At 66.3% G+C, this 11797-nt stretch carries 10 protein-coding genes; all 10 read left to right on the top strand.

Translation table 11 applies throughout. The features are described 5' to 3' along the window. The coding region (locus VH499_RS21580; RefSeq protein ID WP_332054827.1) for a VOC family protein at positions 1-587 on the top strand (587 nt) is incomplete at its 5' end. A gap of 55 nt (positions 588-642) precedes the next feature. Next, positions 643-1227 (top strand): glutathione S-transferase family protein, encoded by a 585-nt coding sequence (locus VH499_RS21575; RefSeq protein WP_332054826.1) that lies wholly within the window; start codon positions 643-645, stop codon positions 1225-1227. 290 nt (positions 1228-1517) lie between these two features. Next, positions 1518-2039: a hypothetical protein gene (locus tag VH499_RS21570; protein ID WP_332054825.1), complete on the top strand. Its 522-nt coding sequence runs from the start codon at positions 1518-1520 to the stop codon at positions 2037-2039. Next, positions 1981-2784, top strand: a complete 804-nt coding sequence (locus VH499_RS21565; RefSeq protein WP_332054824.1) for a response regulator transcription factor — start codon at positions 1981-1983, stop codon at positions 2782-2784. The genes VH499_RS21570 and VH499_RS21565 overlap by 59 nt, the downstream gene beginning before the upstream one ends. 121 nt (positions 2785-2905) lie before the next feature. Beyond that, a complete protein-coding gene (locus tag VH499_RS21560) occupies positions 2906-4294 on the top strand; it encodes a HAMP domain-containing sensor histidine kinase (RefSeq protein WP_332054823.1) in 1389 nt (462 codons plus the stop codon). Positions 4295-4367: 73 nt separating this feature from the next. Beyond that, positions 4368-5837 (top strand): mannose-1-phosphate guanylyltransferase/mannose-6-phosphate isomerase, encoded by a 1470-nt coding sequence (locus VH499_RS21555; RefSeq protein ID WP_332054822.1) that lies wholly within the window; start codon positions 4368-4370, stop codon positions 5835-5837. 88 nt (positions 5838-5925) lie between these two features. Beyond that, positions 5926-6561 (top strand): polysaccharide biosynthesis/export family protein, encoded by a 636-nt coding sequence (locus VH499_RS21550; protein WP_332054821.1) that lies wholly within the window; start codon positions 5926-5928, stop codon positions 6559-6561. 11 nt (positions 6562-6572) lie between these two features. Next, the gene (locus VH499_RS21545) at positions 6573-8882 is read left to right on the top strand and encodes a polysaccharide biosynthesis tyrosine autokinase (protein WP_332054820.1); all 2310 of its coding nucleotides are present in this window, start codon (positions 6573-6575) and stop codon (positions 8880-8882) included. Positions 8883-9055: 173 nt separating this feature from the next. Next, a complete protein-coding gene (locus VH499_RS21540) occupies positions 9056-10291 on the top strand; it encodes a glycosyltransferase (protein WP_332054819.1) in 1236 nt (411 codons plus the stop codon). Between the two features lie 80 nt (positions 10292-10371). Beyond that, complete coding sequence (locus tag VH499_RS21535; protein WP_332054818.1) at positions 10372-11784, top strand: undecaprenyl-phosphate glucose phosphotransferase; 1413 nt, start codon at positions 10372-10374, stop codon at positions 11782-11784. Positions 11785-11797 lie beyond the last annotated feature (13 nt).

Below are 11797 nucleotides of genomic sequence, written 5' to 3'. Positions count from 1 at the left end.
GCGCATCTCCTCTGACGGAGGCGGTCATGGACTCTCACGCCGACAAGGTTCGTCGTCCGCTCGACAGCAAGCCGGTGTCGCCCTCGCTGTTCGCGCACTTCGTGCTGCGCACCGCCAACCGCGAGCCGCTGAAGAAGTGGTACCAGACGGTGCTCAATGCCCGCCTGGTGTTCGAGAACGAGTACATCGCCTTCATCACCTACGACGACGAGCATCACCGTGTCGCCTTCGTGCAGGTCCCGGGGCTCAAGAAGGCGCCGGACGACAGCTGGGGACTCGCCCATGTGGCCTACACGCTGGCCGACCTCGGCCAATTGCTGTCGACCTATCGCCGGCTGAAGGGCGAAGGCATCCTGCCGGTCCGCACCATCAATCACGGTCCGACCGTCTCGATGTACTACAGGGATCCCGACGGCAATCAGGTCGAGCTGCAGGTCGACGCCTTCCGCACCAAGCAAGAAGCAGCGGGCTACTTCGACACCGAGCGCTTCGCGCAAAATCCGATCGGCGTGCTGTTCGACGCCGACAGGATGCTCGCCGACTACGAGGCCGGAGCGTCCGAGGACGATCTGCTGCGTCGGGCGTGACTCGGAGGAGCGCGCTATTCCGATGGCGCGCTCTGATGATCTTTGGAAAATTCCGATGACTTCGCTCGTGCTCTATTTCGCGCCTGGCAGCAGCTCGATGGCGGTGCATATCGCGCTCAACGAGATCGGTGTGCCGTTCGAGGCGCGACCTCTCTCCTTCGCGCGCGGCGAGACGCGGACGCCGGCCTTCCTCGCGATCAATCCGGCGGGCAAGGTGCCGACGCTCCTGATCGACGGCCGGCCGCTCACCGAGGTCGCAGGCTGTCTCTTCTATCTTGCGCGGCGCTATCCCGAGGCGAGGCTCCTGCCCGACGACGACGAAACGCAGGCCCAGGCCGTATCGTGGATGTCGTTCATCGCCTCGACGCTTCATCCGGCGCGACGCATGGGGCTCGCGCACGCCAGCGAGGTCTGGCAGATCGCCGAGCGCAGGCTCGGCACGAACGAGTGGGCGTTGGGCGCCTTCTCGATCGTCGATATCCACCTGTTCCGGCTGTTCTGGCGCATGGCGAGATCGCTTGGCCCGGCGGCCGGAAAGTTCGGAATTCTTTTCGCGCACCATGATCGAATGAGCGCACGCCCTGCCGTGCAACGCACGATCGAGGTCGAAGCGGCTATCGGGTACGAACTTCCGTCATAGTAGCTGAAAGAAACCGTGACCGACACTTAGGCGAAATTGTGTCAAGTATGCCCCCTGTGCGCAGGATGGCAGAACCCGTGGCCTTTTTGTGATAGCGTTACCTTTGTCAGCTAAGGTGTTGCCGCAGCGCAACATTGAGACAAAACTTCGGGGACCAGGAACCCGACATCGGCCTGCGGCGTGTTGGCTCGCCCTCGTGCGAGTGAGCAACCGCATTGCCTTTGGCAGCGTTCCCTGGAATGGCCGGTATGCGGGGAAAGAGCAATTGGATGAGAAGAAAGAGTCTGTGTGTGCAGACCCTGGTCGTTGGCTTGCTGCTTTTGTCGGGCTGCGACGTCGCCCGCAGCGCACGCAACGACCTCAACCGCCTCGTCTCGTCCGATCCGCTGAAGCCGCATCCCCAACGCACGGTGGCGCGTCCGGCGCCCGCGAAGCCTGCGCCGGCCCCGGCGGCGCAAACTGCCTCGCAGGCTCAACCGGCATCGCCGCCGTCCAACGCAAGCCCTTCGACGGACAACAAGATCGAGCCGTCGACGGAGACTGCCAATCTGCCGCCAGTGAACCTGATCGGCAAAAGCGAGGGCGAGGTTCGCGCCCTGTTCGGCCCCCCGACGACAGTAGAAGAACGCGCGCCGGGCAAAACCTGGCGATATCGCGATGGGAAGTGCACGCTCGACGTCCAGCTCTACCCGGACGTTCAGACGCGTCAGTTCGGAACTCTTGCTTACGAGGTTAAGAGCGATGACAACACCGATGAAGGAAATCGCGCCTGCCTGGCCCAGCTCAGGGCCCACGGCCAGTCCGGCGGATAGCGCCGCGGCCGAGGAGCGCGTTCGCCTCATCCTTGTCGACGACGACGACGATTTTCGCGAAGCAGCTTCAGCCGAGTTGATGGATCTCGGCTTCGACGTCACGAGCTTCGCCGACGGGACGGCCATGCTGGCCTCGATCGTGGAGGGCGACATGGCCGCCGACGTCATCGTCCTCGACTGGGGATTGCCGTCGCTCGCCGGCATCGACCTGCTGCCCCGCCTCAGGCGCGAGGGCGTCCTGCTGCCTGTCGTGTTCCTGACCGGGCGCACGTCACCGACGCACGAGAATCTCGCCTTCGACCGCGGCGCCCTCGACTTCGTCGACAAGGCACGGGGCGTGCCAATTCTCGCCAAGCGCCTGCGTCTTATAGTAGAATCCGCCAAACGGCCGCGCGAACTGGCGGTCGACGAGACTCTTCACTGCGGCCGTTTGATGCTGAAGCCACGCGTCAGCCGCGCATTTTGGGATGATAACGACGTCAATTTAACCCTTACCGAATTTAACATCGTGCGGCTGCTCGCGTCGAATATCGGCAGCCACGTGACCTACCGTGCGGTCTACGACTGCATGCATCACGTGGGCTTTATCGCTGGGAGCGGCGAACATGGCTATAGAACCAATGTCCGTTCATCGATCAAGCGAATACGAAACAAGTTCCGACTCGTCGATCCCAACTTCGACGCCATCGAGAACTACCCCTCATTCGGTTACCGCTGGGGAGGCTCCTCGGCTTCCTCGTCGTAACTGGCGCGATACTGCGCGCCAATTCGGTGCCTCGCTCACCCTCAAGCTCGTCGCCCTCGTCGGCATCTTCATCGCACTTCCCATCGTCCTCTATGGCCAGTTCGAAAGCGCCGACCGGCAGATGCGCGACCTCGTCACCCGCGCCATACAGGATCGCAGCAAACTGATTGGGTATGCGCTGGCGCCCGTCCTGCGCAAGACGGAAACGGGCGCCAGCGCGGCCCTGAACGAAGAGCTGGCCAAATACACCAGCGACGGCACCGTCCTGAAGCTCATGCTTCAGCCGCAGGCTCAGCCGGGGCAGGAACAGGGCGCGGTCGGCTTCTACTTCGTCGCCTCCTCGCCCGCGATCCGGCCGGACGAGGTGGCGCCCGAGCTCGAGGAGCTCGCCCATCGCGGCATCCTGAAGCGGCTCGGCGAGGCGTGCATGTGGGAGACCTCGGACGAGATCCGCTACACCCAGCCCAACGGCAAGGTCGAGCTGCTCACCTCGATCATTCCCATCAAGGCCAAGAACGGCTGCTGGGTCCTCACCTCGACGCACACCACGTCGGAGTTCCTCAACACCTCGATCGGCCGGCCCTACTGGGAAACGCGCGCGGTGCGCGTGGCTGCGATCATCTATCTCGTGCTCGCGGTGCTCGCCGTGCTGGCCGCCGTCAGCATCTGGCTGAGCCTGCGCCGCTTCCGCGACGTCGCCAACGAGATCGGCCAGGGCCGCATCGGCGACTACGCCTTCACCCAGCGCAACGTCGTGCCCGAGCTCGCCAGCGTGGCGCGCGGTTTCGACAAGCTGGTGCTCGACCTGAAGCGCCTGTCGCAGCAGATCCGCCAGTCCGCGGAGGACAACGCCCATTCGTTCAAGACGCCGATCGCCGCCATCCAGTCGTCGCTGAGCCCGGTGCGCCGTGCCGTCTCGCAGGAGGACCAGCGGGCGCGGCGCGCGCTCGAGATCATCGATTCGTCGCTTGCCCGGCTCCTCGGCCTGGTGGTCGCGGCGCAGCGCTTCGACAACAACACCGCCGACCTGATCGAGGCGCCGCGCGTTCCCACCAACCTCACCCAGATCGTCGGCGAGGCGACGCTGAACTTTCGCGAGATCATGGCGGCCAACGACATCCGCCTGATCCGCCGGCTCGATGACGACGTTTGGGTGCAGGCCGGCAAGGGCATGCTCGAGATCGTGCTCCAGAACGTGCTGGAGAACGCGACCAGCTTCTCGCCGCGCGGCGGCACCATCGTGCTCACCCTGACGCAGGGCCACCGTTGGGTCGAGCTGCAGGTCGACGACGAAGGGCCGGGCATTCCCGACGACAAGATCGAACGCATCTTCGAACGCTACTTTTCGTCCCGTCCCAACCGTATCGACGGCGAGCGGCAGCCACATTCCGGCCTTGGTCTCTGGATGGTGAGAAGGAACATCGAAGCGCTTGGCGGGCAAGTGCGCGCGACCAATCGCATCGGCGGCGGTCTGGCCATCGCCATCGTGTTGCCACGTAATGACGAATGATGCGGGAAAATCCTTAAGGCAAAGCACAATTTGATCACTGGCCGCGATGCGCGCCGCTCCATAGCTTCGCGTCATGGACGCACTTACAGATACCGGTCTCGCGAAATTTCAGCAGCAAGGGTCGGCGCAGATCCATCCCGTGATCCTGTCGGGCGGCGCCGGCACGCGGCTGTGGCCACTCTCGCGCGCCGCCTATCCCAAGCAGCTCCTCCCGCTCGTCAGCGAGCACACGCTGCTGCAGGAGACTGCGGCGCGCAACCTGACCGATGTCGGCTTCGCCGCCCCGCTTCTGATCTGCAATGAGGAGCATCGCTTCCTGGTCGACGACCAGCTTCGCGAGGTCAGCGTCGCACCCCAGGCCATCCTGCTCGAGCCGCACGCCCGCAACACCGGCCCGGCGATCGCGGCCGCCGCGCTCTGGCTGCTGGCGCGCGATCCCGACGCACTGATGCTGGTGCAGCCGTCCGACCACGTCATCGCCGAGCCTGCCGCCTTCCACAGCGCGGTCATGCGGGGACTGGCCGCCGCGCAGGCCGGTCGCCTCGTCACCTTCGGCGTCAAGCCGACCCGGCCGGACACCGGCTACGGCTACATCCATGCCGGCCAGCCGCTCGCCAATGCGGCCGGCGTGCTGGAGGTCGACCGCTTCGTCGAGAAGCCCGACCGCGCCACCGCCGAACGCTTCCTCGCGAGCGGCGCCTTCTACTGGAACAGCGGCATCTTCCTGCTCTCCGCCCGCTCCTATCTCGACGAGCTTGCCCGCATCAATCCGGCAATGCTCGACTGCTGCGAACGCGCCGTGCGGGCCGGCCGGGAGGACCTCACCTTCTTCCGCCTGGGCAGTGCGCCGTTCGCCGACGCGCCGGCCCTGTCGATCGACCATGCCGTCATGGAACACACGGCGCGCGCCGCGGTCGTTCCGGTCGACATGGCGTGGAACGACGTCGGCTCCTGGCACGCGCTGCGCGGCATCGGCCGCAGCGACGCCGACGGCAACGTCCTGCATGGCGATGTGCTCGCCCAGGACGTGAAGAACTCCTACATCCGCTCCGAGGGCCGCCTGGTAGCCGCGGTCGGCCTCGACAACGTGGTCGTGGTGGCGACCGACGATGCGGTCCTGGTGGCGGATGCCGACTCCGCGACCAGGGTCTCGGGGCTGGTCACCACCCTGCGCAAGCGCAACCGCACCGAGCCCGACCAGCACACGACCGGCTATCGCCCCTGGGGCAACTACCGGACGGTCGACGCCGGGGCACGCTTCCAGGTCAAACGCATCACCGTGAAGCCGGGGGCCAAGCTCAGCCTGCAAAAGCACTACCACCGGGCGGAGCACTGGGTCGTGGTCCACGGCACCGCGATGGTGCAGCGCGGCGAGGAGCGCATGCTCGTGCGCGAGAACGAATCTGTCTACATCCCGATTGGCACCGAGCACCGGCTCGAAAATCCGGGTAAGGTGCCGCTGCAGCTCATCGAGGTGCAATCGGGTCCATATCTCGGCGAGGACGACATCGTGCGTATCGAAGATACCTACGGCCGCGTCTGATCGAGTGTCCCGGATTGGTCACAGCGATTCATGCAGCGTGCGTCTTAGGGTTTCGAGTATCCCGTCCGTTCTCCTGGAGGTAACGACTATGTCGTCAGGTTCGATTTCCACCACCTTACTGCTGCGATGCTGCGCCATCGCGGCCACGCTGGCGCTCGGTGCCTGCGGCTACAACGATCCCACGCCGATCGTGCCGGACAATTCCGCCGCGGCCGGCAGCTTGAACCTCGCGCCGAATGCCAGCGGCGGCACGCAGGCCAATTCGGCCGACTATCGCCTTGGCCCGAACGACCGCACCCGCATCATCGTGTTCGGCCAGCCCAACCTCACCGGCGAGTTCCAGCTCGACGGCAACGGCGTCCTGGCCTTTCCGTTGATCGGCAACGTCGATGCCAACGGCATGACCCCGCGCGAGCTGCAGCAGGCGATCGCCAACAAGCTCGATCCGCAATACATGCACAATCCGAGCGTCAGCGTCGAGGTGTCGACCCGTCGGCCCTTCTACGTTGTCGGCGAGGTGCAGAAGCCCGGCAGCTACCCGTTCGTCACCGACCTGACCTTGCTTCAGGCGATCTCGACGGCGGGCGGTGAGACCTATCGCGCCAATATGTCGAGCTTCTATATCAAGCGGCGCGTCAACGGCCAGATCGTGCGCGTTGCCGCCACCCAAGAGAGTGAAATCCAGCCTGGCGATACGGTCATCGTACGCGAGCGCTACTTCTGATGGTTGCCCACATGCCCGACGATTATCCCCGTCTCCCGCAGCGGCGTCCTTCGCTGCGGGCGGTTCCCAGCACCGAGCGTTTCGTCGCCGCCCCCGTACCCGCGCCTGCGCCGATCCTTCGGCCGCAGGTCGCGCCCGACGAGGGCCTGCTCGAAACGATGCGCAAGCTGTGGCGCCATCGGCGGATGATCGCGGCATGTACGGTCATCCTGGGCGGCATCGCGGGTGTGGTCGCGTGGTCGCTGCCGTCCTACTACGTCGCCGAGGCGCGCGTGCAGGTGGGCGTGCAGAACCCGCGCGTCTTCAGCGCCGAGGCGATCATCACCGACACCAATCCGGACGCCGAGCGGGTGCAGAACGAGGGATTCGTCCTGCAGTCGCGCACGCTGGCCAAGGAGGTGATCGACAAGCTGCACCTCGCGACCGACCCGAACTTCAATCCGGAGCTGCAGAAGCCGTCCTTCTGGGCGCGCAACTTCAGCCTGAGCGCCTGGCTGCCCGAGGGCTTCAAGGACTGGCTGAGCGGCCTGCATGCCAAGCCGGCCGCCGGCACCCCGCCCCCCGACCAGGCGCTCAGCAAGCGCGACAACCGGCTGATCGATATCCTGCTGTCGCATATCGACGTGTCGTTGCTCGGCCGGTCGTACGTGCTCAGCATCAAGGCCGATTCGCAGGATCCCAACATGGCCGCGGCGATCGCCAACACGCTCGCCAAGACCTACCTCGACTACCAGCGCGCCGAGAAGATCGCGACGATGGACAAGGTCGACAAATTCCTGCTGAACCGCATCAACGAGCTGCGCGAGCAGGTCCGCAAGTCCGACCAGGCAGTCGAGGACTATCGCCGCAGCCACGGCCTGTACAAGAGCTCGAGCAGCAACGTTACCGCCCAGCAGCTGACCGAGCTCAACAGCCAGCTCATCGCCGCGCAGACCGCGAAGGCGGAAGCCGATTCGCGCCTGAACGAGGCGCAGTCGCTCAGCAAGAGCGGCCTCGGCAACGAAAGCGTGCCCGACGTGCTGAAGTCGCCACTGATCGCGTCGCTGAAGCAGCAGGAAGCGGATGCCGAGCGCCGGATGGCCGAGATGGGGGCGATGTATGGCCCGCGCTATCCCGCGATGATCAACGCGCGCGCCGAGGTCGCCAACGCGCGCGCCAAGATCGCGGCGGAGATCGCCAAGACCGTCGACGGCCTCGCGCGCGAGGCGCGCACTGCCGATGCCCGCTACGAGGCGGTCCGCCAGGACTTCGAGCGGCTCAAGAACAAGATGGGCACGGTCAACGACGCCTCGATCCAGCTCGATGCGCTCGAGCGCGACTCGACCGTCAACCGCAACCTGCTCGAGGCGATGCTCAATCGCGCCAAGCAGAGCAACGGCGCCGAGGCCATCCTCCAGGCCGACGCCAAGCTCGTGTCGCCGGCGGCGCCGCCGGAGGCGCCGGGCTTCCCGCCGAAGTCGTTGATCGCCTTCCTCGGGCTGGTTGGCGGCTTCCTGATCGGCGCAGCCATCGCGCTGTTGCGTGAGAGCGGCGACCACACCTTCCGCCGTGCCGACCAGGTCGAAGCACTGACCGGACTGCCGGTGCTGGCCATGGTGCCACAGCTGTCCGGCCGCGTGCCGCCCGCCATGCAGGTCCTGCGCCACCCGACTTCGCCCTACAGCGAGTCGCTGCGTCGCGTGCAGATCGGAATCGAGCTCTCCCAGGCCGCCTCGTCGCCCCGCACCATGCTGTTCAGCTCGGCGACGCCTGCGGAGGGCAAGTCGGTGATGGTGGCCTCGCTCGGCCGGCTCCTCGCCAGCAACGGGCGGCGCGTCCTGCTGATCGACTGCGACTGGCGCAGCCCCCGGCTGCATCAGATCTTCCGCTGCTCCAACCGCGACGGCCTGGCGAGCCTGCTCGGCGACAAGTCGGTGGTGCTGGACGATCTCATCCATCACGATGCGCTGTCGGGTGTGGACGTCTTGCCGTCCGGCAACTGGAGCCCGGCCCAGGCCCATCTGCTGAGCTCGGATCGCATGCGCCAGTTGCTCGACGCGCTGACGCCGCACTACGACTTCGTCATTCTGGACACCGCACCCGCGCTGGTCACGGCCGACGTGCTGGCGCTGTCGCGGCTCGTCGAGAAGGTCGCGTTCGTGGTCCGCTGGGGCCACACGCGGCAGGACGCCGTGGTCGAGGCGCTGAAGCAGATCATCGATGCCCAGGGCGACGTGGCCGGCGTGGTGCTCTCGCGCGTGGTGTCCAAGGAGTACCGCCGCTATGGCCATCGCGATCCGTTCTACGAATATTCGCGGCCGATCAAGGCGACCTACGGCTGAGGCCATGAGCCGGGCGTCGCGCACCCTGCTCGTCACCCGTCGGGACGAGCGGGGGCTGATCGGCCCCGCGCCCGTCGCCGGCGACCCGGCCGGTGGGCTGGGCCGCCATGGCCGGGCCGTCGGGGGACACCTCGCCGAGCGGTTGATCCGAGGGAGCTTCGCGAGACGACTCGATGCCCTGGTCGCCCGATAACCTGCCGGTCGCGCAACAGAAGCCGCGCGAGATCCTGATCTTCGAGCCCGAGGCCGAAGGCCATACGCTCGAATGGCTGGACGCCATCGTTCGCCTGGCCGCTACCGAGCGCGCCGACCTCCGCCTCTGGCTGGTCGTGGCCGAGGGACTGTGCACGCCGCTGGCGCACCTGCTTCCGGCCGACGCGCGCGATCGCATCCGGATCGTGGCCCTGCCGGCGAACGAGTCGCGGCGCTGCATTGGACGTCCGCTGGCGCGGGCCGGCTTCTGGCGCTGGTGGACGATGCGCAAGTATCTGCGCCAGACCGGCGCCGAACATGGGCTCTTCCTGACGATCGATCTCCTGTCGCTGCCCCTGGCCCTTGGTCTCGGCGCCGGTGGCAAGGGCCTGTCGGGCGTCCTTTTCAGGCCGTCGGTGCACTACCGCGAGATCGGACCCTATCGCCCGAGCCTCGGTGATCGGGTGCGCGACCTCCAGAAGTCGGTGCTCTACCCTCTGATGTTGCGCAATCCCGCCGTCGAGCGCGTCCTGACCCTCGACCCGTTCTTTCCCGTCCATGCCCGAACCTACTATCGCGGGGGCGAGAAAGTCGCGCCTCTCCCCGAGCCCTGCCCGCCCCGCATGGCCCCGGCGGTAAACGACAATTCAGGCGATTTCGTCCCGGCCGGCCGGGTTGGCTTCCTGTTGTTCGGCTATCTCGCCGAGCGCAAGGGACCGCTCGCGGTGCTGGATGCGCTGCTGCTGCTGCCGCCAGAGATAACGTCGCGCATCGCCGTGCTGTTTGCCGGCAAGGTCGACCCGCCGTTGCGCGAGCGCCTCGAGCGCCGCCGGGAGGCCCTCGCCCGGGAGCGTCCCGATCTCTGGCTGCGCATCGATGATCGTCGCCTGGACAGGAGCGAGCTCGCAGCCCTTGTGCGACGAAGCGATGTCATCCTCGCCCCGTATCAGAAGTTCGTCGGATCGAGCGGCGTGCTGATGTGGGCTGCGGTCAACGGCCGACCCGTGCTGGCGCAGGATTACGGCCTGGTCGGCCGCCTGACCCGCGAGCATCGCCTGGGGGTGTCCGTCGATTCGTGCGACCCCGCGCAAGTCGCCTACGAGATCGCCCGCATGGTCCAGCGCGGACCGGCCACGTTCATCGACCTTCCGGCGGCGGCCCGCTTCGTCGCCACACAAACGCCACATCATTTCGCGTCGGCTGTGCTTTCTGTGTGACCAAAGTGCCAGTCGCACTTTGATCACAACACGATGGCGTTTGAATTGCGAGAATCGTCTCAAAAGGAGCGGTCTTCCTCATGATCCGTAACGGTACCCCCACCGTTTCTGAAGCCATTGTGAAGCGTACGGTGGGCGCCTTCGACGTCCTCGCCATCGCCGGCGCAGGCGCGGCGGCGATGCATTGGGACGCGTCGGGCGTCGATTGGCACCTCGCGGGTCTGGTGGTTCTGCTCGGCACTATCCTCGGCATCAACTTCCTGCACCTCGCCGGCGCCTACAAGTTCTCGCTGTTCGGCCGTTTCGAGAGCGCGGTGGGCCGTCTGCTGATCGGCTGGATCGGCACCGTCGCCGCGCTGTTCCTCGCGACCCGCTATTTCGAGCCGGTGACGGCGGTCGAGGGACCGTGGGCCATGGCGTGGCTCGCGGGCGCTCTGGCCCTGATGGGCATCAACCGCTTCGTGCTCTGGCAGTTCATGCGCGCGTGGCGTCGCGCTGGCCGTCTCGGCGAGATCGTGGCGGTCGTCGGCGCGGGCCCGATCGCGCAACGCCTGCTGCGCGATCTCGCGACCCGGCACAGCGGCCTGCGTGTGATCGGCGTCTACGACGACGGCGCGAGCCGTCTGGCCAAGCAATGCATGGGCCACCCGATCCGCGGCACCGTCGACGATCTCGTGAAGGACGCGCGCGAACATCACATCGACACGGTGATCGTGGCCCTTCCGCTGTCGGCCGACCGCCAGCTCGTCGATACGCTGAACCGGCTGTGCCTGGTACCGGTCAACGTGCGGCTCTGCCCGGATGCGTTCGGCCTGCGCCTCGGCGCGGTGGCGACGAGCCATATCGCCGGACACACCTTCCTCAACGTGATCGACCGGCCGCTGAACGACTGGCGCTGGATCGTCAAGGGGATCGAGGACCGCCTGCTCGGCGCCCTGATCCTGACCGCGATCGCGCCGCTCCTGCTGGCGATCGCGCTCCTGATCAAGCTCGACAGCCCCGGGCCGGTCCTGTTCCGGCAAAAGCGGTACGGTTTCAACAACACGCTGATCGACGTGCTGAAGTTCCGCACCATGTACACCGACCAGACGGACGCCAACGCCGAACAGCTCACGCGGCGCAACGATCCGCGTGTCACGCGGGTCGGCGCCTTCCTGCGCCGCACCAGCCTCGACGAGCTGCCGCAGTTCCTGAACGTGGTGCGCGGCGAGATGTCGATCGTGGGTCCGCGTCCGCACGCGCTTTCCGCCAAGGCCGGCACCCTTCTCTACCAGGACGCCGTCAAGTACTACGACGCCCGTCATCGCGTGAAACCGGGCATCACCGGCTGGGCCCAGGTCAACGGGTGGCGAGGCGAAACCGACACCGTCGAGCAGATCAAGAAGCGCGTCGAATATGACCTCTACTACATCGAACACTGGTCGATCCTTCTCGACCTCAAGATCATCGCCCGCACGATCGTCGGCGGCTTCACCGGTCAGCACGCCTTCTGACCGCACGAAGGAC

Origin of the sequence: Reyranella sp., from assembly GCF_036558665.1 — a bacterium.
Taxonomy (GTDB): Bacteria; Pseudomonadota; Alphaproteobacteria; order Reyranellales; family Reyranellaceae; genus Reyranella.
This window is presented reverse-complemented; position numbering and strand designations above follow the sequence as displayed.

What these genes read in the sequence shown, in the direction of transcription:
- VH499_RS21555 (WP_332054822.1), top strand. Translation starts at nt 4,368, where the DNA reads ATGGACGCACTTACAGATACCGGTCTCGCGAAATTTCAGCAGCAAGGG.
- VH499_RS21540 (WP_332054819.1), top strand. Translation starts at nt 9,056, where the DNA reads ATGCCCTGGTCGCCCGATAACCTGCCGGTCGCGCAACAGAAGCCGCGC.
- VH499_RS21550 (WP_332054821.1), top strand. Translation starts at nt 5,926, where the DNA reads ATGTCGTCAGGTTCGATTTCCACCACCTTACTGCTGCGATGCTGCGCC.
- VH499_RS21565 (WP_332054824.1), top strand. Translation starts at nt 1,981, where the DNA reads ATGAAGGAAATCGCGCCTGCCTGGCCCAGCTCAGGGCCCACGGCCAGT.
- VH499_RS21560 (WP_332054823.1), top strand. Translation starts at nt 2,906, where the DNA reads ATGCGCGACCTCGTCACCCGCGCCATACAGGATCGCAGCAAACTGATT.
- VH499_RS21545 (WP_332054820.1), top strand. Translation starts at nt 6,573, where the DNA reads ATGCCCGACGATTATCCCCGTCTCCCGCAGCGGCGTCCTTCGCTGCGG.
- VH499_RS21535 (WP_332054818.1), top strand. Translation starts at nt 10,372, where the DNA reads ATGATCCGTAACGGTACCCCCACCGTTTCTGAAGCCATTGTGAAGCGT.
- VH499_RS21575 (WP_332054826.1), top strand. Translation starts at nt 643, where the DNA reads ATGACTTCGCTCGTGCTCTATTTCGCGCCTGGCAGCAGCTCGATGGCG.